Origin of the sequence: Streptomyces sp. Root431 (genome assembly GCF_001426585.1) — a bacterium.
Lineage (GTDB): Bacteria > Actinomycetota > Actinomycetes > Streptomycetales > Streptomycetaceae > Streptomyces > Streptomyces stackebrandtii.
Genome location: NZ_LMEI01000009.1, coordinates 767,503 through 792,711 on the forward strand (window position 1 = coordinate 767,503; position 25,209 = coordinate 792,711).

Annotated in this window: 21 protein-coding genes and 1 riboswitch; of the genes, 7 read left to right on the forward strand and 14 right to left on the reverse strand. The window is 72.8% G+C overall.

Features of this window, described 5'->3' with window-relative positions; all coding sequences use genetic code 11:
* Window positions 1-112 precede the first annotated feature (112 nt).
* Complete coding sequence (locus ASC82_RS16955) at window positions 113-1,378, forward strand: MFS transporter (protein WP_056648227.1); 1,266 nt, start codon at window positions 113-115, stop codon at window positions 1,376-1,378.
* Entirely contained in the window at window positions 1,317-2,657 is a 1,341-nt protein-coding gene (locus ASC82_RS16960; protein ID WP_056648232.1) for a D-arabinono-1,4-lactone oxidase, read from the forward strand. Before ASC82_RS16955 ends, ASC82_RS16960 begins: the two co-directional genes overlap by 62 nt.
* Window positions 2,658-2,677: 20 nt before the next feature.
* On the opposite strand, the gene ASC82_RS16965 is transcribed toward ASC82_RS16960, so the two are convergent.
* Window positions 2,678-3,697 carry a hypothetical protein gene (locus ASC82_RS16965; RefSeq protein WP_056648236.1) on the reverse strand — a complete coding sequence of 340 codons (1,020 nt, stop codon included), beginning with the start codon at window positions 3,695-3,697 and terminating at the stop codon, window positions 2,678-2,680.
* 444 nt (window positions 3,698-4,141) lie between these two features.
* Here ASC82_RS16965 and sepH point away from each other — a divergent pair, with 444 nt between their 5' ends.
* Window positions 4,142-5,203 carry a septation protein SepH gene (sepH, locus tag ASC82_RS16970; protein WP_079039301.1) on the forward strand — a complete coding sequence of 354 codons (1,062 nt, stop codon included), beginning with the start codon at window positions 4,142-4,144 and terminating at the stop codon, window positions 5,201-5,203.
* Window positions 5,204-5,289: 86 nt separating this feature from the next.
* On the opposite strand, the gene ASC82_RS16975 is transcribed toward sepH, so the two are convergent.
* Window positions 5,290-6,117: a sulfurtransferase gene (locus tag ASC82_RS16975; protein ID WP_056648242.1), complete on the reverse strand. Its 828-nt coding sequence runs from the start codon at window positions 6,115-6,117 to the stop codon at window positions 5,290-5,292.
* Between the two features lie 174 nt (window positions 6,118-6,291).
* Here ASC82_RS16975 and ASC82_RS16980 point away from each other — a divergent pair, with 174 nt between their 5' ends.
* A complete protein-coding gene (locus tag ASC82_RS16980; RefSeq protein WP_079039302.1) occupies window positions 6,292-7,065 on the forward strand; it encodes a VOC family protein in 774 nt (257 codons plus the stop codon).
* Between the two features lie 14 nt (window positions 7,066-7,079).
* Here the strand turns inward: ASC82_RS16980 and ASC82_RS16985 are convergent, their stop codons facing one another.
* From ASC82_RS16985 to ASC82_RS17005, 5 genes are all read right to left on the reverse strand, one after another.
* Complete coding sequence (locus ASC82_RS16985) at window positions 7,080-8,531, reverse strand: polysialyltransferase family glycosyltransferase (RefSeq protein ID WP_056648244.1); 1,452 nt, start codon at window positions 8,529-8,531, stop codon at window positions 7,080-7,082.
* A 3-nt stretch (window positions 8,532-8,534) separates the two neighbouring features.
* Window positions 8,535-9,500 (reverse strand): glycosyltransferase family 2 protein, encoded by a 966-nt coding sequence (locus ASC82_RS16990; protein ID WP_056648249.1) that lies wholly within the window; start codon window positions 9,498-9,500, stop codon window positions 8,535-8,537.
* 130 nt (window positions 9,501-9,630) lie between these two features.
* Complete coding sequence (locus tag ASC82_RS16995; RefSeq protein WP_056648252.1) at window positions 9,631-12,291, reverse strand: YfhO family protein; 2,661 nt, start codon at window positions 12,289-12,291, stop codon at window positions 9,631-9,633.
* Window positions 12,292-12,447: 156 nt separating this feature from the next.
* Window positions 12,448-13,065 carry an isochorismatase family protein gene (locus tag ASC82_RS17000; protein WP_056648256.1) on the reverse strand — a complete coding sequence of 206 codons (618 nt, stop codon included), beginning with the start codon at window positions 13,063-13,065 and terminating at the stop codon, window positions 12,448-12,450.
* Between the two features lie 69 nt (window positions 13,066-13,134).
* Complete coding sequence (locus ASC82_RS17005; protein ID WP_056648261.1) at window positions 13,135-14,094, reverse strand: MBL fold metallo-hydrolase; 960 nt, start codon at window positions 14,092-14,094, stop codon at window positions 13,135-13,137.
* Window positions 14,095-14,274: 180 nt separating this feature from the next.
* Here ASC82_RS17005 and ASC82_RS17010 point away from each other — a divergent pair, with 180 nt between their 5' ends.
* Window positions 14,275-14,964 carry a TetR/AcrR family transcriptional regulator gene (locus ASC82_RS17010; RefSeq protein ID WP_056648264.1) on the forward strand — a complete coding sequence of 230 codons (690 nt, stop codon included), beginning with the start codon at window positions 14,275-14,277 and terminating at the stop codon, window positions 14,962-14,964.
* Here ASC82_RS17010 and ASC82_RS17015 read toward each other — a convergent pair.
* Window positions 14,942-15,979, reverse strand: coding sequence for a helix-turn-helix domain-containing protein (locus tag ASC82_RS17015; RefSeq protein WP_079039303.1), 1,038 nt, complete (start codon window positions 15,977-15,979; stop codon window positions 14,942-14,944). The genes ASC82_RS17010 and ASC82_RS17015 overlap by 23 nt on opposite strands.
* Before the next feature lie 103 nt (window positions 15,980-16,082).
* Here ASC82_RS17015 and ASC82_RS17020 point away from each other — a divergent pair, with 103 nt between their 5' ends.
* Window positions 16,083-17,120 carry a saccharopine dehydrogenase NADP-binding domain-containing protein gene (locus ASC82_RS17020; protein ID WP_056648266.1) on the forward strand — a complete coding sequence of 346 codons (1,038 nt, stop codon included), beginning with the start codon at window positions 16,083-16,085 and terminating at the stop codon, window positions 17,118-17,120.
* Between the two features lie 8 nt (window positions 17,121-17,128).
* Here the strand turns inward: ASC82_RS17020 and ASC82_RS17025 are convergent, their stop codons facing one another.
* Genes ASC82_RS17025 through ASC82_RS17040 form a run of 4 tightly spaced genes read right to left on the reverse strand, consistent with a single transcriptional unit; the run spans window position 17,129 to window position 22,735 of the window.
* Complete coding sequence (locus ASC82_RS17025) at window positions 17,129-17,779, reverse strand: thymidine kinase (protein ID WP_056648268.1); 651 nt, start codon at window positions 17,777-17,779, stop codon at window positions 17,129-17,131.
* A gap of 56 nt (window positions 17,780-17,835) precedes the next feature.
* Complete coding sequence (locus tag ASC82_RS17030) at window positions 17,836-19,041, reverse strand: nucleotide pyrophosphatase/phosphodiesterase family protein (RefSeq protein ID WP_056648270.1); 1,206 nt, start codon at window positions 19,039-19,041, stop codon at window positions 17,836-17,838.
* The gene (locus tag ASC82_RS17035; RefSeq protein WP_024758334.1) at window positions 19,041-19,637 is read right to left on the reverse strand and encodes a DUF5998 family protein; all 597 of its coding nucleotides are present in this window, start codon (window positions 19,635-19,637) and stop codon (window positions 19,041-19,043) included. Before ASC82_RS17035 ends, ASC82_RS17030 begins: the two co-directional genes overlap by 1 nt.
* Before the next feature lie 38 nt (window positions 19,638-19,675).
* Window positions 19,676-22,735, reverse strand: a complete 3,060-nt coding sequence (locus ASC82_RS17040; RefSeq protein WP_079039304.1) for a GNAT family N-acetyltransferase — start codon at window positions 22,733-22,735, stop codon at window positions 19,676-19,678.
* A gap of 174 nt (window positions 22,736-22,909) precedes the next feature.
* Between ASC82_RS17040 and ASC82_RS17045 the strand changes: the two genes are divergently transcribed.
* Entirely contained in the window at window positions 22,910-23,191 is a 282-nt protein-coding gene (locus ASC82_RS17045; RefSeq protein WP_024754966.1) for an HPr family phosphocarrier protein, read from the forward strand.
* Window positions 23,192-23,345: 154 nt separating this feature from the next.
* Here ASC82_RS17045 and ASC82_RS17050 read toward each other — a convergent pair whose 3' ends face one another.
* The gene (locus ASC82_RS17050) at window positions 23,346-24,029 is read right to left on the reverse strand and encodes a GntR family transcriptional regulator (protein WP_056648277.1); all 684 of its coding nucleotides are present in this window, start codon (window positions 24,027-24,029) and stop codon (window positions 23,346-23,348) included.
* 194 nt (window positions 24,030-24,223) lie between these two features.
* Window positions 24,224-25,006, reverse strand: a complete 783-nt coding sequence (locus ASC82_RS17055; RefSeq protein ID WP_056648279.1) for a M23 family metallopeptidase — start codon at window positions 25,004-25,006, stop codon at window positions 24,224-24,226.
* Window positions 25,007-25,018: 12 nt separating this feature from the next.
* Window positions 25,019-25,182: riboswitch (cyclic di-AMP (ydaO/yuaA leader) on the reverse strand.
* Window positions 25,183-25,209 lie beyond the last annotated feature (27 nt).

Sequence of the window (25,209 nt, forward strand, 5' to 3'; positions counted from 1 at the left end):
CGAAAAAGGGGGATGACCGATCGACTTCAACACCGTAGGCTTTAGCTATTAATTACACGTGTTGAGTCGTCGTGCGGAGCCCGCTCCGAAGCACGGAGATCCGGAGAGCCTCTTGCCCAGCCCCTACCGTGCGATCTTCGCAGCGCCCGGCACCACCTCGTTCTCCGTCGCCGGCCTCCTCGGCCGCATGCCGCTGTCCATGATGGGCATCGGCGTCGTCACGATGATTTCCCAGGTCACCGGCAGGTACGGCCTCGCCGGCGCGCTCTCGGCGACGCTCGCAATGTCCGCCGCCGTCCTCGGCCCGCTGGTCTCGCGTCTGGTCGACCGCCACGGGCAGCGCAAGGTGCTCCGCCCGGTCACGCTGATCTCGCTCGTCGCCGCCGCCGGGCTCCTCGTCTGCGTCCAGCAGAAGAGCCCGGACTGGACGCTCTTCGTCTTCACGGCCGTGATCGGTTGTGTCCCGAGCATCGGGGCGATGACCCGGTCCCGTTGGGCCGAGATCTACCGGGGCGACGAGCGGCGCCTGCACACCGCGTACTCGTGGGAGTCGATCGTCGATGAGGTCTGCTTCATCTTCGGCCCGATCATCTCGATCGGTCTGTCGACGACCTGGTTCCCCGAGGCCGGCCCGCTCTTCGCCGGGGTGTTCCTGGCCATCGGCGTCTTCTGGCTGACCTCGCAGCGCGCCACGGAGCCCGTGCCGCACCCCCGTGAGAGCGGCGAGAAGAGCGTGTCCGCGCTCCGCTCCCCCGGTCTCCAGGTCCTCGCCCTCGCCTTCGTCGCCACCGGCGCCATCTTCGGCTCGGTGGACGTGGTGACCGTGGCCTTCGCCGAGGAGCAGGGCCACAAGGCGGCCGCGAGCCTCGTCCTGGCCGTGTACGCGCTGGGCTCCTGTCTCGCCGGCGCCGTCTTCGGGCTCCTGCACCTCAAGGGCGAACCTTCCCGCCGCTGGCTCCTGGGCGTCTGCGCGATGGCCGTGAGTATGATCCCCCTCCTACTGGCCGGGAACTTGCCGTTGCTGGCCGTGGCGCTCTTTGTCGCGGGTCTGTCCATCGCACCGACGATGGTGACCACGATGGCCCTCGTCGAAGCGCACGTACCGCGCACCAAGCTGACCGAGGGCATGACCTGGACGGGTACCGGGCTCGCGATCGGCGTGGCGCTCGGCTCCTCGGCCGCCGGCTGGGTGGTCGACGCGTCCGGGGCGGAAGCGGGGTACGTGGTGCCCGTTGTCTCGGGTGCGCTCGCGGTCGCGGTGGGTCTCCTCGGACACCGCCGGCTGCGCAGGCCGGCGCCGGACCGGGAGGGGAAGCGTGAGCGGGACGACAACAGCGGGGTCGGGGAGCACCAGGACGGCGAGCAGCCCGTGGCGTAACTGGGCGGGGAACGTCACCTCCCGTCCGGTACGGGAGGTGAGCCCGGCCTCGGCCGAGGAGCTCGCCGAGGCGGTGCGCCGGGCGGCCGAGGACGGGCTGCGGGTGAAGACCGTCGGCACCGGCCACTCCTTCACCTCGATCGCGGCCACCGACGGCGTGCTGATCCGGCCGGGGCTCCTCACCGGGATCCGGCGGATCGACCGCGACGCGATGACCGTCACGGTCGAGTCGGGGACTCCGCTCAAGCGGCTCAACGTGGCGCTGGCCCGGGAGGGTCTGTCGCTCACGAACATGGGCGACATCATGGAGCAGACCGTCGCCGGCGCCACCTCCACGGGCACGCACGGCACGGGCCGCGACTCCGCCTCGATAGCGGCGCAGATCCGTGAGCTGGAGCTGGTCACGGCGGACGGGCAGCTGCTGACCTGCTCGGAGAAGGAGAATCCGGAGGTCTTCGCGGCCGCCCGGATCGGGCTCGGCGCCCTCGGCGTGGTCACGGCGATCACCTTCGCGGTGGAGCCGGTCTTCCTGCTCACCGCGCGCGAGGAGCCGATGACCTTCGACCGGGTCGCCTCGGAGTTCGACGCGCTGCACGCGGAGAACGAGCACTTCGAGTTCTACTGGTTCCCCCACACGGACAACTGCAACACCAAGCGCAACAACCGCAGCGCGGGCCCCGCCGCCCCTCCCGGGAAGGTGAGCGGCTGGATCGAGGACGAGCTCCTCTCCAACGGGCTGTTCCAGGTGGCCTGCTCGCTGGGCCGCGCGGTCCCGCCGGTCATCCCCTCGATCGCCAAGGTCTCCAGCCGGGCCCTGTCGGCCCGTACGTACACCGACATCCCGTACAAGGTCTTCACCTCGCCGCGCCGGGTGCGCTTCCTGGAGATGGAGTACGCGCTGCCCCGCGAGGCGGCGGTGGCCGCGCTGCGCGAGGTCAAGGCGATGGTCGAGCGCTCGCCGCTCAAGGTGAGCTTCCCGGTGGAGGTGCGCACCGCCCCGGCGGACGACATCGCGCTGTCCACGGCCTCGGGGCGGGAGACCGCCTACATCGCCGTCCACCTCTACAAGGGAACGCCCCACCGCGCGTACTTCACCGCGGTGGAGCGCATCATGACGGCGCACGGGGGACGCCCCCACTGGGGCAAGGTCCACACCCGTGACGCCGCCTACTTCTCGGAGGTCTACCCGCGTTTCGCCGAGTTCACGGCGCTGCGCGACCGGCTGGACCCGGACCGGCTCTTCGCCAACGACTACCTGCGCCGCGTCCTGGGCGACTGACGGTCACCGGGGGCCGGCGGTCAGCCGCCGGTGCCCGCGGCCGGCGCCGCCGGGGTCGCCGGATCGGCGGCCCCGGTCGTCGGGGCATCGGTCGGCTCGGGCGGCGCCGCCGGGTCCGTGGGGTCCGTGGGCTCCGTCGGGGTCGTCGGCTCCGTCGGGTCGGTCGGCTGCGTCGGGTCGGTCGTGGGACCGGTCGGCGTCGGGTCGGGCGTCGAACCGCCGTCGGTGGAGCCCGAGGGCGTCGTGCCGGGGTCGGGGGTCGCGGTGCCGGTCCCGCCGGTGGCCGGGTCGCCCGGGTCCGGCGTGGCGCCGGTCTCTGGGGTGCCGTCGCCGCTCTCCCGCTGTCCGGTGTCGCCTGCGGATCCGGAGGGCGTCGGCGCGGGGTTCTCGTCCCGGTCCGGCGCGTCCTGACCGGAGCTCCCGCCGCCGCGGACGACGGAGCCGAAGGTGGTGGTCCCCTGCTTGCCGCTGAAGTCCTGACCGGAGACCAGCTCGTACGCGGTGATGCCACCCATGGTGACGCCGAAGACCAGGGCCGCGGCGATCGCCGGGCGCTTCCAGCCGCGGACGCGCGTGCCGTGCGTGGTCGCCGCGCCGAACTCCTCGTCGGCCTCCGCGCCGGCCTGCCCCTCGTACAAGAGGGCGTGCGCGCCGGGGCGCGCGACCGTGCCGAGCATCATCGTGTGCCGGTCCCCATCCTCCGCCGGGCGGGCGGCCGGGAGCGGCACCTGACGGGCCTTGGGCTTGGCGGCGGCGGTCGCGTCGCGCACCTGCTCGCCCGTGCGCTTGAACACGTGCTGGAAGAGCGGGCCGCCGCAGGTGGCGATGACGCTGATCACTCCGGCGCCGAGGATCGTGCCGTACACGCCGAGGGTGGAGGCGAGCTTGGCGGCGATGACCGCGGCCAGGGCGCTGCCCGAGACCTGGGCCACGCTCAGGTCGATCCTTCTCCTCGGGGCCTTCTCCCCCGGCCCCACCTCCGTCTTCTCCGGATTCTCCGGCTCGTCCGTGTCGGTCTCCGGCCTGTGACGCATCTCCAACCCCTGATGGCTCATCCGTTCGCCTTGCACCCAGAAGGGACAAATGGGCGAAGTGAATAGTTCCGCTTCTGCCGGTTCTGTGAAGAGGGACACGTAAGGGGGAAGATCACGGAGACTCAACTCCCGTACCGCCCGAGAAGTTGGGCGGCGCGCCGGTCCACCCAAGTGGCCCGAATGGAGTACATTGGCGAACCCTGGGTCCGGACGCCTTCACGGGTGCCCGGGATCGGGGAGGGGGCCGAACGCGGCACTCGAACCGGCGGCGCCACGCACCGCACGGAGACCCGCTGCACAGCGTGACCGTCAGTCACTCTGAGTGGCGAACAGGTAACCGTGCCATAACGGCGCCCCAGGGTCCATGCCCGACACGCCGGGCAACTCGGCAAGGTAGTGGCAGGCTGCACCCGGGCAGGCCACACTCGACTAGCGGAAGCAGCGACGCACGTGACGTCGGCAGGCACCACCCGGGAGGTCCCCATGCCCGAACTGCGTGTCGTGGCCGTCTCAAACGACGGCACACGACTGGTGCTGAAGGCTGCTGACAGCACGGAGTACACACTTCCGATCGACGAGCGGCTCCGCGCCGCCGTGCGCAACGACCGCGCGCGCCTCGGCCAGATCGAGATCGAGGTGGAGAGCCACCTCCGCCCCCGCGACATCCAGGCACGGATACGAGCCGGTGCCTCCGCCGAGGAGGTCGCCCAGCTCGCCGGCATCCCCGTCGACCGCGTGCGCCGCTTCGAGGGCCCCGTGCTCGCCGAGCGCGCCTTCATGGCGGAGCGGGCCCGCAAGACCCCGGTCCGCAGGCCCGGGGAGAACAGCGGCCCGCAGCTCGGCGAGGCGGTGCAGGAGCGGCTGCTGCTCCGCGGCGCCGACAAGGACACCGTGCAGTGGGACTCGTGGCGGCGCGACGACGGCACCTGGGAGGTGCTGCTCGTCTACCGCGTCGCGGGCGAGGTCCACACGGCCAGCTGGACGTACGACCCGCCCAGGCGGCTCGTCCAGGCCGTGGACGACGAGGCGCGGGCGCTGATCGGCGAGACGGACGACACGATCGCCGCCGCGCCGGAGCCGAGCTTCCCCTTCGTGCCGCGCATCGCCCGGCTGCCCCGGGACAGGCCCCTGGACCGGGCGCTCGACCGCCAGCTGGACCGGCTGGAGCGGCCCGCACCGGCGCCCGAGCCGGAGGAGGAGCGGGACTCTCTGACGAGCCTCCTGGAGGCCGTCCCGAGCTTCCGCGGCGACATGGTCGTGCCCGAGCCCCCGGACACGGAGTCCTCGGAGGAGCCGGAGGCGGAGGAGCCGCCGGCCCCGGCCGCCTCGGCGGGCGCGGGTTCCGCGTACGCCGACGTGCTGATGCCGCGCGCCGTCTCGGGCCACCGCGACCGCCTCACCGGTACCACCGACCGGCAGGCCGAGGCCGACGGCGTCCGCCCCGGCCGCCGCGCCGCCGTGCCCAGCTGGGACGAGATCGTCTTCGGCACGCGACGCAAGAAGCAGGAGTGACCGGCGTACACGCCGGTACCTGAGAGGCCCGCGCCGGGCAGATCGCCGGCGCGGGCCTTTCCTGTCCTTACGGCCGTACGGACGCGCTACTGCGGGTCCGGTCCGGTGGCCACCGGGCGGGCGGGGTCACCGGACCACTCCGACCACGAGCCGGCGTACAGCGCCGCGGGGATGCCCGCGATCTCCAGGGCCAGGACCTCGTGGGCGCCGGAGACGCCGGAGCCGCAGTAGACCGCGACCGGGGTGTCCCCGGCCGCGCCGAGCGCGGCGAAGCGGTCCCGCAGGGCGTCGGCGCCCAGGAACCGGCCGTCCGCGTCCACGTTCTCCGTCGTCGGGGCCGAGACCGCGCCCGGGATGTGCCCGCCGACCCGGTCGATCGGCTCCACGTCACCCCGGTAGCGCTCCGCCGCCCGGGCGTCCAGGAGCAGCCCGGCCCGGGCCAGCTCCGCCGCCCCGTCGGCGTCGAGCAGCCCGAGCGCGCCCGGCTCCGGCCGGAAGTCGCCCGGCTCCGGCTCGGGGGTCTTCTCGGACAGCTCCCCCGTCCAGGCCGCCAGACCGCCGTCCAGGACCCGCACGTCCGGGTGACCCGCCCAGCGGAGCAGCCACCAGGCTCGGGCGGCCCCCCAGCCGAGACCGCCGTCGTACACGACGACGGGCCGCCCCGCCGAGACACCCGCCCGGCGCATCGCGGCCCCGAAGGCCGCCACGTCGGGCAACGGGTGCCGCCCGCCGCTCCCGGGGGGTCCCGCGAGGTCCGCGTCCAGGTCGACGTAGACGGCTCCGGGCAGGTGACCGGCCTCGTACGCGGGCCGTCCGGGAGGTCCTGCGAGCGTCCAGCGGACGTCCAGGAGGACCGGCGGCCGCGCCCCGGCCGACTCGCTCTGAAGTTCGCTTGCGGAGATGATGGGCTTCATGGGTGCCATCCTCGCGCAGCCGGCAGGGCCGCGGAGGAGCATCCGGGCGTCATCGCGCGCCAACGCGCCCCCCGAAAGGCGGTGCGGTCGGGACGCGCCGCCCGCCCGCCGGTGCGACCATCGGCCATGAGGCACGCGGCACGGCCACGACGATGGTCCGAGGAGAGAGTGACGATGACCGAGGCGACTCGGCGCACACCGGGCACACCCTGCTGGGTGAGCCTGATGGTGCACGGGCTTGACGGGACACAGGAGTTCTACAACGCGCTCTTCGGCTGGGAGTTCATCCCCGGCCCGCAGCACCTGGGCCCGTACGTCCGGGCACTGCTCGACGGCGAGGAGGTGGCGGGCATCGGCCAGCTGCCGCCCGACCGGCACCTGCCCATCGCCTGGACCACCTATCTGGCCACCGACGACGCCGACGAGACGTCCGAGACGATCCGCTGCTGCGGCGGCACGGTCGCGGTCGGCCCGCTGGACGCGGGCGAGGCCGGCCGCCTGGCGATCTGCTCCGACCCGGTCGGCGCGGTCTTCGGCATCTGGCAGGCGGAGGCGCACCACGGCACGGCGACCGCCGGACCGCCGGGAACCCCGGTGTGGAACGAGCTCCTCACCTACGAGACGTCCTCGGTCGGCAAGTTCTACCGGTCGATCTTCGGCTACGAGGTGGAGCCGGTCGTCTCCGCCGACTTCGACTTCGCCACGCTCCACCTGGACGGCCGCCCGGTGGCCTCCCTGCACGGCGTCGGAAACGCGCTGCCCAGGGACCGGGGCGCGCACTGGATGACGTACTTCGAGGTCGAGGACACCGACGTGGCCGCCCGGCTCGTCACGGAGCTCGGCGGGCACGTACTGCGGCCTCCGAGGAACGGCACGGCGGGGCGGCAGGCCCTGGTGACGGACCCGGAGGGCGCGGTGTTCACGCTCGTCAGGTCCGTCGACCACTAGGGGGCGTCTCCGGCTCAGGCCCTGCGGGCCCGGGCGAGACCCCGGCGGAATCGCGACGTCCCGGCGGCGGCAGCCGGCTCCGGGGCCGTCGCGTCCTCCGCGCCCGGCAGGCCGAGCTGGGTGAGCCGCTGGGCGCAGAAGTGGTGCGCGATGCCGGGCTCCGTGTGGTGCTCGGCCAGGAAGCGGGCGGCCTCCTCCCGGAGCCCCGGGTGGCTCTTGTGCCGCATGCAGTAGCCGACGGCCCGGACCAGGGGCGCGAGCGAGTCCGGGGCCGTGCCGGGCACCGCGGGCTCCTCGCCCCCCTCCAGGTCCGCGACCAGGTGGTCGACGACGGTGAGCGGGATCCGGTTGCTGTTCTCGAAGGGGGTGAGCCGTTCGAGGACCTCGACCGTGCCCACGCGGGCGATCGGGATGCCGTAGTAGACGGCGGCGGTGAGCATCGCCGTGGAGAAGCAGCCGATGACGAGCCGCGGCCGGCACCGCTCGTAGAAGGTCTCGGCGAGCAGCGGCCCGTCGAGGACCGTCAGCCGGACGCCGAGCTCCGCCGCCTCCTCGTGGAGGGCCTGGGAGTAGCGGACGGGCGCGGTCGGGTGCGGCTTGAAGACCACCGATCCGTGTCCGGCCGCCGCCGCTCCGCGCAGCATCCGGACGTGCAGCTCCTCTTCCTCCTCGGCGGTGAGGAGGTTGAGGGCGGCGAGGTACTGGCCGAGCAGGAGGGCCGTCGGCTCGGCGGCGATGGCCCGGGCGATCGGCAAGTCCGCGTCCGCACCCCTGCCAGCGTCCGTGTCCGTGTCCGTGTCCGCTTGCTCGTCGGCGCGGGAGGCCTCGGCGATCTCGGCGAGCACCGCGCGGAAGGCGTTGTCCGGGACGAGCTCGGGCTCGACGCCGTACTCGCTCAGGAGCAGGGGCCGCAGCCCCGGCACCAGATCGAGGTGGAGGACCCGGCGGATGCGGATGGCGATCGACTGGGCGAGGTCGGAGCGGGTCGGGCCGTAGCTCATGAGGCCGTCCGCGTAGACGTCGACCGAGCTCTCGGGGAAGGCCGCGGCGAGTGCCTTGGCAGGGTTGACCTGGATGGATTCGACGATCAGCTCGACCCGGGCGCTGCCGAGGTCCCAGGCGGTCCGCAGCACGCGCTGCCAGAGCGGGCTCTCCTCGGGCCGGGGCGCCCAGGCGGCGGGGTGGTACGGGTGGATCGTCTCGTTCCAGTCGAGCGTGCCGTCGAAGCGGGCGGCGATCCGCTCGTACCCGGTCATCGTCTCCAGGCGCAGCGCGGTCTCCGGGATCTCGGCGTTGTGCGAGATCAGGAGGAGGCGGCGGGCGTCCTCGCGGGGGCCGAACTGTCCGGCGTCCAGCGCGGCCGCCAGCGTGGCCGCTCCGTAGAGGGTGGACACCTGGAAGATCTGCACCGGGCGGGGGTCGTCAGCCGTGCCGGAGGCCATGGCGGGGGTCGTGTCGGGAGCCATGGGTCAGGCGGTCCTTCCGGGTTCGCGCAGGCTCCGGAGGAGGGTGCTGCGCGGGATGTCCATGGTGGTCAGGGTCTCGTCGAGCACCTGCTGCGGCATGCGGCGCAGGGCGTCGCCGACGTCGGTGCGCAGCCGTGCGGCGACGTCGGGCTCGTACTTCCCGACCTTGCCCATGTGGAAGGCGATCATCGCGCAGTAGGTGCGGACGGCCTTCGGAAGGAATCGGTCCGCCTCGGGGTCCCGGGAGACGTCGTCGAGCAGGAGGTCGTACGAGGGAATGAAGTCCAGCTGCCGGTTGTCGGTGATCTGGGTGAGCGAGGTGGTGACGCCCCGCCGGTAGAAGACTCCGTGCAGGGAAAGCGCCGCGAACGTGGTGGCCTTGAGGTGGAGACGCCAGATCCAGAGGCGGTCCTCGGCTGTTCTCAGGGACGTCTCGAAACGCGATGCGCCGTTCTCGAAGAGCCGTCCGCTGTAAATTCCGAAGGGGACGAAGGGATAGTCGACCATCGTCACCATGCTGGCGGGCGAAATGCCGTCCCTGGGGTCCATCACCGCGTCGCGGACCTTGGCGGGGGCGTAGCGGATCTGCCGTTTCCGGCCTTCCGACAGGACGTGGTCGGTACGGGCGAAATCGCAGCCCAGGCGGGAGATGCCGGCCACGGCGGCGCTCAGGTGCCCGGGCGCGTACCAGTCGTCGCCGTCCAGGAAGGTGAGGTAGTCGCCCCGCGCCGCATCGATTCCGGTGTTGCGCGCCTGGGCGACGCCGCGATTCGTCTCGTGGCGGATGACGGTGGCGTTCGGGAGTCGGTCGCGCCAGCGGTCGAGGATTTCCGGGGTGTCGTCCGTCGAGCAGTCGTCGATCAGCAGGAACTCGAATTCCGGGTTCGCGTTGTTCGCAAGACTGCGCAGGGTGTCGGGAGCATAGGGCCCGACATTGTGGAACGGGACGACGACGGACAGTTTTGGCACTCGGAATCCCCACACTGAATCGAACAATTAAACGCCGGTACGGCGGGCACAGTAGCCGTCCACATTTCCGGCTGAACGAGCCACGGGTGCACTCCGGGTGAACTCTTGTCGTCCCTGATGGAAACCCCCGTCAGGGCCGTGCGCGGAGTGACCGGCGGCGCAGGACCACCGTCGCGGCCAGGGCCAGGAGCGCGGCCGCTCCGACGGCGCCGCCGAGGCGGAGCCCCGGTGGCCGGAAGGTGCAGCCGACCTTCGTCGCCCGCCCGTCGAGGGGGACGGCGACGAGGCCTTGGTAAGCACGGGCGGGCACGGCTTCCGCGTCGCCCGCGGCGCAGCGCCAGCCGGAGATGCGGGGCGCGGCGAGCACGGCGACGCCCGTGCTGCCCGGGGGCAGTTCGGCCGTGACGCCGTGGCCGCCGGCGCTCACGCGGGTGGCGCCGGTGGCGGTGAGCTGTCGTACGGCGGAGTCGAGCCGTTCCCGGACGAGGCAGCCGACGGGTTGACTCGGCAGCCGGATCCCGGCCTCGGGCAGCAGGTCGATCCGCACCTCGCCGGAGGCGGGCACGGTCCCGAGGGCCCGCATGGGGGCGCGTACGGACGGCGGCTTGCCCTCGAAGTCGACGGCGGCTCCCCCGGCCTCCGCTCCCGCCAGAGTCGCCGAGCCCTTGTACTCGGGGGCCCAGAACCAGACGGCGGAGCCCGCAGGGCAGCGGGTGGCGAGGGTGCGTCCGGTGCGGCGCGTGTCCCGCGGCAGCTCGTACACCGAGGCACCGAGGAGGAGTTCCTGCCGGACGAAGGCGGAGTCCCCCGGGCGGGGGGCGCGCGCCTCGCGCGGGCGGACGGTCACCAGGGGCGGTACGGGGGTCGTCGTGGCGGTGACCTCGGCGCGGGGCCGCGCGTCCTGGCGTACGGGCTCCGTCGGCTCCGAACGCAGCCGGGTGCCGATGGAGAAGAGGGCGTCGGTCACGGGGTTGTCGAGGGTGACCGGGTGCCGGCCCTTGGCGTAGTAGCCGAAGCCGAGGGAGGCGAGGGTGGAGGAGGTCACGTCGGCGGTGAGGCTGCTGTAGTAGTCGGCGCCCTGGCCTCCGACGAGGAGGACGTCGTTGCCGCCGGGCACCTCTCCGGGGTCCGTGCGGTAGCGGGGCCAGGCGTCCGCGCGCGCCGCCTCGCGGGCCGCGGACGCGTGCCAGGGGCCGGTCCGGGGCGACCAGGAGACCTCGCTCCGCTGCTGTTCCTCGATCCGCTTGCCGGTCACGACGGTCTCGCCGGCCTGGGCGACGACGAAGAGGATCACGGCCAGGGCGGGCAGGAGGCGGCCTGCCGTGCTGACCGCGTTCCGCCGGACGCCCTCGCGGGCGAGGAGGGCGGCGACGAGCGCCAGGGCCGCGGCGGCGAGGAAGGCGGGGAAGGTCCAGTCGTCGATGTCGACGCTCCCCCGGGCCGCCAGCGCGAGGGCCCCGAGCAGGGCGCCGCCCGCGAGGAGCGCGGCAGGCCGGGGCACTCCCTGGGCGACCGAGAGCCAGGCGGCGATCAGCAGGAGACCGCTCAGGACGAAGGTCTGACGGTACGGAATGCCGTTGGGCGAGGCGCCCGCGTGCCAGAGCAGATGGGTGGGCTCCCACTGGAGGGAGAGCGTCACCAGGACGACCGCCGCCGTCCAGCCGGCCCGGACGCGCGGGGCGACGGCCCGGTTGAAGGGCAGGGTCAGGGCGAGGGCGAGGGCGGGCGTACCGATGAAGAGGGCGGGGCTGGCCACGCTCGCGGTGGCGGGCAGGAACCGGGCGAGGAGGTCCGTCCAGGCGGCGGGCGCGAAGGTGGTCACGGGCGTCGGGTCGGCGACCTTGGTGCCGAGGAAGACGACCACGACGAGCGGCGCGGCGAGCCCGATGCCGATGAGCACGCTCCGGGCGGCGCGGAGCGCGCCGGCGATCCGCTGCCGGGCGACGGACTGCCCGGCGGTCTGCTGCCCGGCCGTCGTGCTCTCCTCGGCGGTGAGGAGCCGGACGGCGAGGAAGACGGCCGCGCCCAGGGTGGCCATGTAGGCGGTGTAGAAGTTGGCGATCCAGGCCAGGGCGACGACGAGGGGGCCGAGGACGGGACGGCGGGCGGTGCGGGCCCACTCGCCGACCAGGCAGAGCAGTGGGAAGGCGACGAGCCCGTCGAGCCACATGGGCACGGTGGCGCCGTAGTTGAGGGTCCAGCCGGAGAGGGCGTACGCGGTGCCGAGCACGGCGGCGACGGGCCAGGGGCCGGGGCGCAGCCGCAGGAGCAGCAGCGCCGCGGCGGCGCCCGCGGCACTGATCTTGGCGGCGGTGACGACGTACAGGGCGAGTTCGATCCGGTCCGCCGGGAAGAGGACGACGAGCAGATCGAAGGGGCTGCTCAGGTAGGTGCCGATGTCGCCGAGGAAGTTCGAGCCGAAGCCGGAGTTCCAGTTGAGGAAGGCGTCGCCGTGCGTCTCGCCGAGGAGGAGCGCGCGCCAGTAGGCGTGGAACGGCAGGTACTGCTGGCCGAGATCGACGATGTTCCTGGTCACGGGCCCGAAGGGGTACGTGCGGGACAGCGCGGTCGCGAGACAGAGCAGCGCGGCGGTGAGGAGGGAGGCGGCGAGCGGGGCGGCGGCGGCCGGGGCGAGCGGGCCCCGTGGCGAGGGACCCGACCGGCGGCCCGACCTGAGAAACGACGGGAGAACCGACGGGAGAACCGACCGGAGGCCCGGCCCGCGCCGGGCCCCGCCGTCCCCCTCCTCGCCGTCGACCTCGTCGCGCACGGTCTCGGCGGCGGGGGGCACACGTCCTCCAGGGGGCACACGGAGCGGGGAACGCCCGGAGGTGGAATCGTCACGGGCCGACCGCCATTACCGCCGAGGCGGGCGACCCGTAACCGATCATCAGGCGGTGTTCCGGTACACCCCGGGTGAACACCCGGTGCCGCGAGGAGGAGTGGGTCAGCCGTTCGAGCCCACGAGCTCGTCGACCGTACGGGCGACCGTGCCGAACAGGTCGGAGACCGTCGTCAGGCTCGCGATCTGGAGCACGTCCGCCGCGACGACGGTGCCGTCCGGCGCCGGCAGGGGGCGGGTGGCGGTGGCCTCGGCGACCACGGTCGGGCGGTAGCCGAGGTTGAAGGCGCCCTGCGCGGTGAAGAGGACGCACATGTGCGTCATGAATCCGGCGATGACGAGGTCGCCGCCGGTACCGGCGCCGAGGTCCTTGAGGGTCTGCTCCAGGTCCGTGGCGTGGAAGGCGTTCGGGGCCTGCTTGACGACCACCTTCTCGCCCTCGATCGGGGCGACTTCGGCGCTGATCGAGCCGATCTCGGCACGGATGTCGTACGGAGTGCCCTCGCCGCCGTCGTTCACGACGTGGACGACGGGCGCGCCGGCGGCGCGGGCGGCGGCGAGCAGCCGGGCTCCGGCGGCCACGGCCTCCTCGGCCCCGTCGAGCAGCATGACGCCGGTGCGGTAGGTGTTCTGGAAGTCGATCATGATCAGGGTGGACTCGGCCAGGCGCGGGAGCTCCTGGGGCAGGCCGATCACATCGCGCAGGGTGGTGGAGGCGGTCATGGTGGTTCCTTTCGATGCGTCTTTCGGTGCGTCTTTCGATGCGTGACGGGAAGAGGGGGCGCCGAGCGCCTACGAGAGGTCCTTCTCGGCGCCGTCGGGCGCGAGGTCGACGAGCTTCCCGTCGATCCCCTGCGCCCGGAAGGCCTTCACCAGGGACGCCAGGTCCTCGGAGTAGATGTTCCAGCTGTCGGTGTGGACCGGGACGACCTTGCGGGGGTCGAGGTCCTTCGCCACCAGGGCGGCGTTCTTCGAAGTGAGGGTCAGCGGCGCGTTGTCGAGGATCGCGGGGGTGCGGGCGGCACCGGCGAAGAGGACGGCCGTGTCGATGGGGCCGATCTCCTTCCTGACGCGGTCCCCGACCTCCTTGGCGACCTTGACCGAGGCGTTGTCACCGGAGATGTAGGTGGTGGGGACGCCCTTGCCGCTGAGGACGAAGCCGGTGACCTCGCCGTCCGCGCCGCGGTCCACTCCGTCCGGCCCGTGCAGGGCGGGCACCGCGGTGACCGTGAGGGAGCCTGTGGAGGTCGTGAGCTCGTGGGTCGCCCAGGCCTTCATGCCCGTGACGTGGTCGCCGAGGCGCTTGTGCGCGCCGGGCGTGGAGAGCACGACGGGCACCTTCGCGAGCAGCTCGCGTCCCTTGTCGTCGAGGTTGTCGTCGTGCTGGTCGTGCGAGAGCAGTACGGCGTCGATCGCGCCGATCCCGTCGGCGCCGACCGCCGGGGCCTGGATCTTCTCCAGGCCGCTCTTGTACTTCTTCGGCGCGTCGAAGGTCGGGTCGAGCAGGATGCGCAGGCCGGCGACCTCCAGGACCGTGGTCGGCCCGCCGACGTGCGTGACGGTGAAGGCGGCCTTCGCCTTGTCGGGCGTCGCGCTGTCGGGCGTCGCACCGTCGGCCTTCGCACCGTCGGCCGTCGCGGAGGGCTTCGCGCCGTCGGCGGCTTCCTCGCCACCACAGGCGGCGAGGAGGGCCACGCCCACGGTGGCGGCGACGGCGCCGGTGGCGACGCGGAGGAACGTCGAACGGTTCATCGGGGATTACCAGCTCTCTCATGGCGAACGGGCAGCGTCGGCGTCGCGGAGGCGGCCACCCCCCGGGACGTTCATCACGCTAACACAATTCGTAATCATCGATAACAGCGCTCCGCGCCCAAGCCCCCGGGCGGCACAAACCCCCAGGTCCCCCCTGTTAGCGCTGTTATCGTGGGAGCCATGTCGACGGCACGAGAGCGCATCCTGGAAGCCACCGAGGAACTGCTCGCCACCAAGGACGCGCTGGCGATCTCGACCCGGGCCATCTGCGACCGGGCAAAGGTCGGCATGCCCGAGATCTATCGCCAGTTCGGCGACAAGCAGGGGCTGCTCACCGCGGTCGCCGACATCGGCTTCGAGCGCTTCCTCGCCGCCAAGCGGCGCAACCCCCTGACCGACGATCCCGTGGCGGACCTGCGGACGGCCTGGGACAGCCACGTGGCGTTCGCCCTCCGCAACCCGTACCTGTACCGCCTGATGTTCACGCCGGCGGGCGACGCCAAGCCGCAGGCGATCAAGGAGGCGCAGGCCATCCTCCTGACGGCGGTGGAGCGCTGCCGGGACGCCGGACGGCTGCGCATGACCCCCGAGCTGGCCGGGCAGTCGATCCTCTCCGCCAACGTGGGCGTGTGCATGATGGCGCTGTCGTTCCCCGAACTCTTCGCGGACGACGACATCTCACGGGCGGTACGCGACGCCGTGATCGGCAAGGCCACCGGCGACGAGCGCGAGGACACCCGGATCGGTACGGCGACGGTCCTCGCCCAGGCCCTGGTCGGCACCCTCACCGGCGCGGCGCCCGTCAGCGACGCCGCCCTCGACCACCTGACGCGCTCACTCCGTCCGCCTACCGCGGCCCCGGAGGCGTAACCAAGGCAAGGCCGAGGTCGCGGCCGGAGCTGAGGTCGCGGCCGGGGCCGAGATCCGGGCCGGAGCCTTCGACGCGCGACCGCGAGCGGAAGGTGCGGCGGTACGTGTCCGGCGGTACGCCGACCGTCCGGTTGAAATGCCGGCGCAGCGTGGTGGCGGTGCCCATGCCGGTCGCCGTCGCGATGGCGTCGACGCTGTCGTCGGTGGCCTCCAGCAACTCCTGCGCGCGGCGGATGCGTTGGACCAGCAGCCACTGCAGCGGCGTGGTGCCGGTCGCCGCCCTGAAGTGGCGGCCCAGGTTGCGCGAGCTCATCCGTGCCTGACGGGCCAGGTCCTCCACGGTCAGCGGCCGGTCGAGGCGCTCGACGACCCAGGGAAGCAGCCCGGTGAGCGGGTGGTCCTCCTGGGCGGGGACCGGGCGGTTGACGAACTGGGCCTGGCCACCGGCCCGGTGCGGGGGCACGACCAGGCGGCGGGCGACCGTGTTGGCGATCGCCGAGCCGTGGTCGAGGCGGACCAGGTGCAGACACAGGTCCATCGCCGCGGCCTTGCCGGCGGAGGTCAGCACGCTGCCGTTGTCCACGTAGAGCACGTCCGGATCGACCTCGACGCGGGGGTAGCGGTCGGCCAGCACCTGGGTGTGCCCCCAGTGCGTGGTCGCCCGCCGGCCGTCGAGAAGCCCGGCGGCGGCCAGGACGAACGCGCCGGTGCAGAGGGAGGCCACCCGCGCGCCCGCCTCGTGGGCCGCGCGCACGGCGTCGACGAGCTCGGCGGGCGGGTCCACGTCGACATCGGCCCAGCCGGGGACGATCACCGTGTCGGCGTAAGCGAGCCGGTCGAGTCCGTGGTCCGGCTCCAGGTGGAACCTGCCGACCCGCACGGCGCCCGGCCCGTGGACGGAGAAGTCGTACCAGGGGTCGACCAGGTGGGTCAGGTCGGAGCCGAAGACCTCGTAGGCCACGGAGAGTTCGAAGTGCAGCATTCCGTCGGTGACGGCCAACGCGACTGTCTTCATGTCCGAAATTGTACGCACCATGTCGTTCCAGACACTCACATCGGCGAATCTTCTCCCTGCAAGATGTTCACAGTTGAACAAACGAGAGCGGCAGGAGAAGTCGATGACAGCGGGTCAGACGGTAGCGGTGTTCGGTGCCTACGGGCACACCGGTCGGTTCGTCGTGGCGGAGTTGCTGAACCGGGGGTTCGCGCCGGTCCTCACCGGACGCGACGCGGACAAGCTGGAGGCGCTCGCCGCGATCCACCCGGGCCTCGCCGTCCGGCCGGCCACGGTCGACGACCCGAGCTCGCTGGACCGGGCCCTGGCCGGCGCGGCGGCCGTGATCAACGTCGCGGGGCCCTTCGCCTCGACCGCGGCCCCGGTGATCGAGGCGGCGCTGCGCGCCGGGATCCCGTACGTGGACGTGGCCGCCGAACTGGAGGCCAACGCCGACACGTTCGCCCAGTTCGCGGATCGCGCCGCCGAGGCCGGCACGGTGGTGATCCCGGCGATGGCCTTCTTCGGCGGCCTCGGCGACCTGCTGGTCACCGCGGCGATGGGCGACTGGACCTCGGCCGACGAGGCCCACGTCGCGTACGCGCTGAGCAGCTGGCACCCCACCGCCGGAACCCGCAGCGCGGGCACCGTCTCCCGGGAGCGCAGGGAGGGCCGGCGCGTCGTGTTCAGCGAGGGCCGCATGCAGTACCGCGACGACGCCCCGCCGACGCTGAAGTGGTCCTTCCCCGGCCCGACGGGCGTCCGGTCCGTCATCGGCGAGTTCACCATGGCCGACGTCGTCACCGTCCCGAGCCACCTGGCCATCCCCGAGGTGCGCACCTACATGACGGTGGAGGCGGCCAAGGACGTGGTGGCTCCGGAGACCCCGGCACCGACCGCGGTCGACGGGAGCGGGCGCTCGGACCAGACCTTCGTCGTCGACGTCGTCGTGCGCTCCGGCGACGAGGAACGGCGCGCCACGGCGAGCGGCCAGGACATCTACGCCTTCAGCGCGCCGCTGGCGGTGGAAGCGGTCCACCGCGTCCTCACCGGACAGGTCAGGACGGTCGGAGTCGCCTCCGCCGGCGCGATCTTCGACGCGCCGGACTTCCTCCGCGCGCTGACCGAGCAGACGTCCCTGTCCCTCGAAGCGAGCGAATAAGGCGCTGGTCAGGCGTTGTTGACCGGAAGGACGTCGGGCGAGAGCGCGCCCGCGTGGGCCGTGGCCGAGGTCATGAGGCGGCGGTGATGGCGCCGGCAGAGGACCTCGTAACCGACCTCCCCCGCCGGCCGGTTCACGTCCCCGACCACCACCTGGGCACCCTCGACGACCATCTGTCCGCCGACCGTACGGGCGTTGTGCGTCGCCCTGGCCCCGCACCAGCAGAGCGCCTCGACCTGGAGCTGCTCGATCCGGTCCGCCAGCTCGATCAGCCGCTGCGAGCCGGGGAAGAGCTTGGTCCGGAAGTCGGTGGTGATGCCGAAGGCGAAGACGTCCAGACCGAGGTCGTCGACGATACGGGCGAGCTGGTCGATCTGCTCCGGCGCGAGGAACTGCGCCTCGTCCACGATCACGTAGTCGGCCTTGCCGCCCTGGGACAGCTGGGCGACGAGGTACGCGTACAGGTCCATGCCCTGCGGAGCCTCGACCGCCTCCGTCACCAGGCCGAGCCGGGAGGACAGCTTGCCCTCGCCCGCCCGGTCGTCACGGGTGAAGATCACGCCCTGGAGCCCGCGCGCGTCCCGGTTGTGGGCGATCTGGAGGGCCAGGGTGCTCTTCCCGCAATCCATGGTTCCGGAGAAGAAGACCAGCTCGGGCATGACAGGTCGGGGACCTTTCGGGTCGTGGGGGGGGGAGAGAGAAAGGGCGTAGGGGGTCAGGAACGGACTTCGAGCAGCGGGACGAGCTGCTCCGCGGGGGTCATGGACCCGTGCATGCCGACCATCGCCGACTCGTGGGGCTCGTTGACGGACGCGGTGATCGCGACGTCGTCGTGGGCCGCGGCGACCACGTCGCCGATCCGGCCGTACACCCGCTCGTCGATCTCGTCGCCGAACCAGCCGAGGGCGATGGCCTCGTCCCGGCTCGCCACCCAGAACTGCTCGCCGATCACCTCGCGCCAGCAGGTGAGGACGTCCGCCTCGGCGCCGGGGACGGCGTACACATGACGGGCACGGCCCTCGCCGCCGAGCAGGGCCACGCCCGCGCGCAGCTCCCAGTCCTCGTCGAAGTCGATGCGGTGCTGCTCGTCGAAGGGGATGTCGACCATGCCGTGGTCGGCCGTGACGTACAGCGCGGAGCGGGGCGGGAGCTGCTCGGCGAGGCGCTGCACGAGTCGGTCGACGAACATGAGCTGTCCGCGCCAGGCGTCGGAGTCGATGCCGAAGCGGTGTCCCGCGCCGTCGAGCTCGCTGTAGTACGTGTAGACGAGCGAGCGGTCGCCCGCGGCGAGCTGCTCGGCCGCGAAGTCCATGCGCTCCTCGCCGGAGAGCCGCCCGTGAAACGTTCCGCCGCTGAGCGCGACCTTCGTGAGTGGGGTCTGCTCGAAGATCGGGGAGGACACCTGGGCGGTGTGGATCCCCGCCTCGTGCGCCGACCGGAAGACGGTGGGGTACGGCTGCCAGACGCGCGGCTCGGTCCACGGCCTCCAGCGCAGCTGGTTCATCAGCTCGCCGGTGTCGGGGTTGCGCACGGTGTAGCCGGGCAGCCCGTGCGTGCCGGGGTAGCGGCCGGTGCCGACCGAGGCGAGCGAGGTCGCGGTGGTGGCGGGGAAGCCGGCGGTGACCGGGCGGCCCGTGCCGCCGCGCGAGGTGCCGAGGAGCGAGGTCAGATACGGGGCCTCGTCCGGATGGGCCTTGATCTGCTCCCAGCCGAGTCCGTCGATCAGGAAGACGCAGTTCCGGTCGGCCGGGGACAGCTCGGCGATCCGCGGGGCGAAGCCGGGCACGCCCTGAGCCGCGACGAGCGTCGGGAGCAGGTCGCCGAGGGAGCCGAAGGTGTACTCGGGCACCGGCGCCGTGTCCAGGGACAGCGGAACCGGGTCGTCGGGCCAGCCGTGGGACACGGCGGTGGGCTGGACCATCAGCGAGTGGTCGCGGCGGTGGCCGCGATGGCTTCGGAGAGCGCCTGGGCGAAGGCGAGGGTCTGCCGGACGGTGTCCGGGCCGTCGCCGGCGTCGCTCACCCGAAGGCTGAGGTCGTCGGCGGTGGCGTTGCCCGTGTAGCCGTGGTCGGCGTCGCAGTTGGGGTCGCCGCAGGCGGCGGGCTCCAGGTCGATGCGGGAGACGGCACCCCAGCCGATGGTGAGCACGACCTCGCGGGGCAGCGTGCCCGGGGTGTACGACTCGGGGTTGGCGACGACCCGGCTGACGACGACCGAGGAGATCCGGTCGAGCTTCACGGACTCGGTGGACGTCGTGGCGTACGGCGTCGGGGAGCTGGTGTCGGCGGCCTGCTCGTCGGTGTGGCTCACGATGAAGCGGTGCGGCGTCAGGACGAGGACGGTGACGTGGCGCCGGACCTCGTTCGCGTCGAAGGTGGTCTCCTGGTGCACCACGTACGACGCCACGGCCTCGCCGCCGACGGCGGCCTCCACCGCCTCGGCCACGAGGGCCGGGTAGTAGCCGCTGCGCTCGATCGCCGCGCGCAGCCCCTGGGTCGTCGTACCGCTCTTCGCCATGGACTCCATCCTACGGGGCCTTGGGCCCCCTCAGATCCTCAGTAACTCGGCAGGCGGCGTGGGCCGAGGTCGGTGCGGGGCGGCGGCGGGGCCAGCCGGACGGTGGCTCCGAGGACGGAGAGTCCGCCCGGGGCCACGACGACCGGCTCCAGGGAGACCGCCACCACCTCCGGGTGGTCGTCGACGAGCCGCGAGACCCTGAGGAGGAGTTCCTCCAGGGCCGGGGTGTCGACCGGGGCCGATCCGCGCCAGCCGAAGAGCAGCGGGGCGGTGCGGACGGAGCGTACGAGCTCGGCGGCGTCCCGGTCCGTGGCCGGGACCAGCCGGTGGGCCGTGTCGCCGAGGAGCTCGGAGGCCGCGCCGGACAGCCCGAAGGAGAGGACGGCTCCGACGGCGGGATCGATGGCGGAGCGGACGAGGGTGTCGACGCCCCGGGGCACCATCGCCTGGACGACGGGCTGGAGCTCCTCGGGCTTGCCGAGGACCTCGGTCACCTCGGCGTAGGCGGTACGGAGCTGCTCCTCGGTGGCCAGGTCCAATCGGACGCCGCCGAGGTCGGGGCGGTGGCGCAGGTGGGGCGCGGTCGTCTTGAGCGCGACGGGGTAGCCGAGGCGGCGGGCGGCGGCGACGGCCTCGTCGGGGGTGGGCGCGGGGAGGGTGGGCAGGACGGTGATGCCGTACCGCGAGAGCAGCTCCCCCACGTCCGCGGTGCCGAGCGTCACACCCCGCGCGTCCGGGTCGCCGCCGGCGCCGAGCGCCCGCTCGATGAGTGCGGCGGCCCCGCCCTCGTCGATGTCCTCGTACTCGGGCACCCGCCCCGGCTCGGCGGCCTGCCGCCGCCACTGCGCGTACCGCACGGCCTCGGCCAACGCCCGCACGGCCCGCTCGGCGGCGGGATAGGCGGGGATGGTGGCCTGCCGGTCGGAGGGTGGGACGGCGGCGGGTCCGGTGGTCTCGGGGGCGGTTGGGTCGGTTGTCCCCGGCGCGGCCGGAGCGGCGGACCCGGGGGCGGCGGGGTCGGTCGTCCCGGAGGCAGCCGGGTCGGCGGTCCGCAGGACGGGTGCGGAGGGCACTTGGGTCGGGGCGCCCCGGTCCGTCCCGGCGTCGGTGCCGGTACCGGCACCGGCACCGGCCGTCGTCGGGCGGGCCGGAGTCGATGCCGTACGAGCCCCCGCCGGCACCGGCCTGGTGCTCGTCGCGACCGCGAGGGCCTCCGCGAGGCCGCCCATCTCGACATGGACCACGACGACGGGCTTCGCCGGGGCGGGGACGGACGCGACGGCCTCGCGGAGGGAGGCCGCGAGGACCTCCCCGTCGCCGGACTCGGTCGCGCCGTTCTCCCCGACCCACGGGATCGCGGTCACCACGACCGCGTCGGACGTCTCGTCCGCGAGCGCCGCCGCCAGCGCGTCCCGGAAGTCCGCCGGGCCGGCCGCGGTCGTCAGGTCGAGCGGGCGCAGCGGCCGCAGCCCCTCGGTCAGGCACGCGTCGTACGTGAGGAGGCCGAGCGACTCGGAGTTGCCGAGGATCGCGACCCTGGGCCCGGCGGGCAGCGGCTGGGCGGCGAGGAGCAGTCCGGCGTCCACGAGCTCGGTGACGGTGTCGACGCGGATCACGCCGGCCTGGCGCAGCAGCGCGGAGACCGTGGCGTGCGGGATGCGGGTGACGGGCACGCGGTGGCCGGGCGGCGCGCTGCCGCTGTGCCGGGCGCCCTTGACGACGACGACCGGCTTGACGGCGGCGGTGCGGCGGGCCAGCCGGGTGAATTTCCGGGGGTTGCCGATCGACTCCAGGTAGAGGAGGACGACGTCCGTGTCCGGGTCGTCGTACCAGTGCTGGAGGAAGTCGTTGCCGGAGACGTCGGCGCGGTTGCCGGCCGAGATGAAGGAGGAGAGTCCCGCGCCGTGCCGGTGGAGCCCGGCGAGGAGCGCGATCCCGATCGCGCCGGACTGCGTGAAGAGCCCGATCCGTCCGGCGGCCGGCATGTGGGGGGCGAGCGAGGCGTTGAGCCGGACGTCCGCGGAGGTGTTGATGATCCCGAAGGCGTTGGGCCCGATGATCCGCATCCCGTACGAGCGGGCCTGCCGTACGAGCTGGCGCTGCCGCTCCCGGCCGGCCGGGCCGCTCTCCGCGTATCCGGCGGAGAGGACGACGAGGCCCCGCACTCCGTGCTCGCCGCAGTCGGCGACGACCTCCGGCACCCGTTCGGCGGGGACGGCGACGATCGCCAGGTCCACCGGTTCGCCGATGGCACCGACGGAGGGGTGGGCGGGGATTCCGTCGAGCTCGGCGGGCCCGTCGGTGAGCGCCGCGTTCACCGCGTGGACGCGGCCGGTGAAGCCGGCGCCGAGGATGTTGCGCAGGACGGTCCGGCCGACGCCGCCGGGTGCGCGCCCGGCGCCGACGACGACGACGGACCGGGGGGTGAGGAGCCGCTGGACGGACCGGGCCTCCGCGCGCTGCTCCCGCGCGCGCTGGACGGCGAGGGAGCGGTCGGTCGGTTCGAGGTCGAGGTGGAGCCGGACGGAGCCGTCCTCGAAGCTCCGCTTCTGGGTGTAGCCCGCGTCGGTGAAGACCTTGATCATCTTGTTGTTGGCGGGGAGCACCTCTGCGGCGAAGCGCCGGATGTCCCGCTCGCGCGCGACCGCCGCGATGTGCTCGAGGAGGGCGGAGGCGACTCCGCGTCCCTGGTGCGCGTCCTGGACGAGGAAGGCGACCTCGGCCTCGTCGGCCGGTCCCGAGGCGGGCATGCCGCGCTCGTCGATGCGGTCGTAGCGGACGGTGGCGATGAACTCCCCGCCCACGGTCGCGGCGAGGCCCACCCGGTCGACGAAGTCGTGGTGGGTGAAGCGGTGGACGTCCTTGGCGGAGAGGCGCGGGTAGGGCGCGAAGAAGCGGTAGTACTTCGACTCGTCCGACACCTGCTCGTAGAAGCTGACCAGCCGGTCGGCGTCATCGGCGGTGATGGGCCTGATGCGCGCGGTGCCGCCGTCCCGGAGCACCACGTCGGCCTCCCAGTGATCGGGATAGGCGTGCTCCGGTGATGCCGGTGGTGCCGGTCGATCCGCCGCTTCCGACTGCTCCGACGCGCTCTGCATGGAGCCAGCCTACGGCCGGTGTACGACACCGGCACCGGTCGCGCGGCAGGTGTGCGCCGTGCAAGGTGGGGAGGACCGAAAGGCGGTCCGATCCGGGCCGAAGGTCGGCACGAGCACCGCGCATCCCGTGAGAGACTGGTCTAGACAACCGCTTAAGACTTGAAGGGCAACACCATGGCTGAGCGCCGCGTCAACGTCGGCTGGGCCGAGGGCCTCCACGCCCGCCCCGCGTCCATCTTCGTCCGTGCCGCCACGGCTTCCGGCGTTCCGGTGACGATCGCCAAGTCCGACGGCACCCCCGTGAACGCCGCCTCGATGCTCGCGGTGCTCGGTCTGGGCGCGCAGGGCGGCGAGGAGATCGTCCTCGCCTCCGAGGCCGACGGCGCCGAGGTCGCGCTGGACCGTCTCGCGAAGCTGGTGGCCGAGGGTCTCGACGAGCTCCCCGAGACCGTCTGACCCCGCATTGCCCGCTTGACCCGCATTCCCCGTTTGACGAGACCGCGGCCGCCGGAATTCCGGTGGCCGCGGTTTTCGCTTTTCCGTAGCCGTTGTTTCCGGGCAGCACAATCCGGCTCCAGCGAATTCCTATTCTTTGTATACGGTGCGCGCGTTAATTCCGGCCGCTCGCCGTGTTGACGACATGTTGCGAAACCCTCACACGGCCGCGCTCCGGCCTTTTGAGCCGGTGCAGTCCCAGCGAGCGCTCGGCGTGCAGCGCCGTCAGCGCCCTGGCCCGCTCGGCGTCGCCGCGCGCGACGGCGTCCACGATGGCCCCGTGCTCGGACCAGGCCTCCACGGGATGGGCGGGCTGGTCGACCGTGTACATCCAGGCGATCTTGTGACGCAGCTGGGTGAGCAGCGCCGTCAGGGCCGGGCTGCCGGAAGCCTGCGCGAGCGTCTCGTGGAACCAGCCGCCGAGCGAGCGCAGGTCCTCGCCCTGGCCGCGCCTGGCCCGCTCCTGCCCCAGTCTGACCAGGCCCCGCAACACCTTGAGGTGCGCCTCGGTGCGCCGCTGTGCCGCGCGGGCGGCGCCCAGGGGTTCGAGCAGGGCCCGCATGTCGAGCAGGTCGGCCGCCTCCTGCTCGGTGGGCTCGGCGACATGGGCGCCGGCGTGGCGGCGGGTGACGACGAAGCCCTCGGACTCCAGGGTGCGCAGGGCCTCGCGGACCGGGACACGGGAGACCCCGTAGCGGCGCGCGAGCTGCTCCTCGGTCAGCCGCGCGCCCCGCTCGAAGACACCGGAGACGATGTCGTCCCGGATCGCCGTGCATACCGATTGCGCGGGTACGCGCATGTCCGACCTCCGCCTTGGTCCGCGAGAGCAATTCGAGCGACGCCTGTTCCGCGCCTGTTCCGCAGCTGTTCTGCGACTCTATTGCAGCAGGCCGGAATTTCCGATGCCCCCATGGAATCCAGCGATATGTTTTGGGCAGCGAAAAGCCCCGGCTCAGTACGAGCCGGGGCTTTTGCGACGCGATCCGCGGGGTGTCAGAGGCTGACGCCGCGGGCGCGGAGGTACGAGATGGGGTTCAGGTCGGAGCCGTACTCGGCACCCGTCCGCGCCTCGAAGTGGAGGTGCGGGCCGGTCGAGTTGCCGGACGAGCCCGAGATGCCTATCTGCTGGCCCGGCTCGACGGTCTGGCCGGCGTAGACACCGATGGACGAGAGGTGACCGTACTGGGTGTACGTGCCGTCGTTCATCCGGATGACGATGTTGTTGCCGTACGCGCCGCCCCAGCCGGCCTCGACGACGGTGCCGGAGCCGACGGAGACGACCGAGCTGCCGTAGGAGGCGTGGAAGTCGATGCCGGAGTGGCTGCCGGAGGACCAGAGCGAGCCGCCGGTCTTGTAGCCGGTGGTCACGTACGAGCCGGCCACGGGGAGCTGGAAGGAGTTGAGGCGGCGGCGCTCGGCCTCGCGGGCGGCGCGCTCGCGCTCCTCGCGGACCTCCTTGGCGCGGGCCTCGGCCTTGCGCTTCGCCTCCGCACGGGCCTCGGCCTGGGCCTTCGCCTTGGCGATGGCCTCGAAGGCCTCCTGCTCCTGGGCGGCGGCCTGGGCGTTGAGCCGGTCCGCGAGCGAGTCCTCGGTGATCACCTGCGTGAGGCCGGTGTCCTCGGCGGAGCGGTTGTCCGTGTCGGCGGCGAGCGCCGGGGAGGCGAGGGTTCCGATGACGCCGGTGGTGGCGAGCGTCGCGACGCCGGCGATGCCCACGCTGCGGCGCACCATCCGGCTCGGCCCACGATGCTTCCCGGTGGCACGGGTGAACGCCATGTAGGGGCTGGTCCTTTCCTTCCTTCTCGCCTACCGGGTTAGCTGACGGGTTCGGAGCAGGAAGGTCTCCTACGAGCCCCTCCGTCGGTGACGAAGGCGCCCGATTCACCCCAGGGACTGTGTGGGTCCCCGGCTCCCCAGGCTCGCGCCTGACGGGGACTCGGCGATGACTGTCCGCTGCCGCGACTGCGGCACGTGCACTG

Bases quoted from the DNA above. Each gene is read 5' to 3' on its own strand.
- ASC82_RS16975 (WP_056648242.1), bottom strand. From the start codon at position 6,117: ATGAAGCCCATCATCTCCGCAAGCGAACTTCAGAGCGAGTCGGCCGGG.
- ASC82_RS16980 (WP_079039302.1), top strand. From the start codon at position 6,292: ATGACCGAGGCGACTCGGCGCACACCGGGCACACCCTGCTGGGTGAGC.
- ASC82_RS16985 (WP_056648244.1), bottom strand. From the start codon at position 8,531: ATGGCTCCCGACACGACCCCCGCCATGGCCTCCGGCACGGCTGACGAC.
- ASC82_RS17000 (WP_056648256.1), bottom strand. From the start codon at position 13,065: ATGACCGCCTCCACCACCCTGCGCGATGTGATCGGCCTGCCCCAGGAG.
- ASC82_RS17005 (WP_056648261.1), bottom strand. From the start codon at position 14,094: ATGAACCGTTCGACGTTCCTCCGCGTCGCCACCGGCGCCGTCGCCGCC.
- ASC82_RS17010 (WP_056648264.1), top strand. From the start codon at position 14,275: ATGTCGACGGCACGAGAGCGCATCCTGGAAGCCACCGAGGAACTGCTC.
- ASC82_RS17015 (WP_079039303.1), bottom strand. From the start codon at position 15,979: ATGAAGACAGTCGCGTTGGCCGTCACCGACGGAATGCTGCACTTCGAA.
- ASC82_RS17020 (WP_056648266.1), top strand. From the start codon at position 16,083: ATGACAGCGGGTCAGACGGTAGCGGTGTTCGGTGCCTACGGGCACACC.
- ASC82_RS17025 (WP_056648268.1), bottom strand. From the start codon at position 17,779: ATGCCCGAGCTGGTCTTCTTCTCCGGAACCATGGATTGCGGGAAGAGC.
- ASC82_RS17030 (WP_056648270.1), bottom strand. From the start codon at position 19,041: ATGGTCCAGCCCACCGCCGTGTCCCACGGCTGGCCCGACGACCCGGTT.
- ASC82_RS17035 (WP_024758334.1), bottom strand. From the start codon at position 19,637: ATGGCGAAGAGCGGTACGACGACCCAGGGGCTGCGCGCGGCGATCGAG.
- ASC82_RS17040 (WP_079039304.1), bottom strand. From the start codon at position 22,735: ATGCAGAGCGCGTCGGAGCAGTCGGAAGCGGCGGATCGACCGGCACCA.
- ASC82_RS17045 (WP_024754966.1), top strand. From the start codon at position 22,910: ATGGCTGAGCGCCGCGTCAACGTCGGCTGGGCCGAGGGCCTCCACGCC.
- ASC82_RS17050 (WP_056648277.1), bottom strand. From the start codon at position 24,029: ATGCGCGTACCCGCGCAATCGGTATGCACGGCGATCCGGGACGACATC.
- ASC82_RS17055 (WP_056648279.1), bottom strand. From the start codon at position 25,006: ATGGCGTTCACCCGTGCCACCGGGAAGCATCGTGGGCCGAGCCGGATG.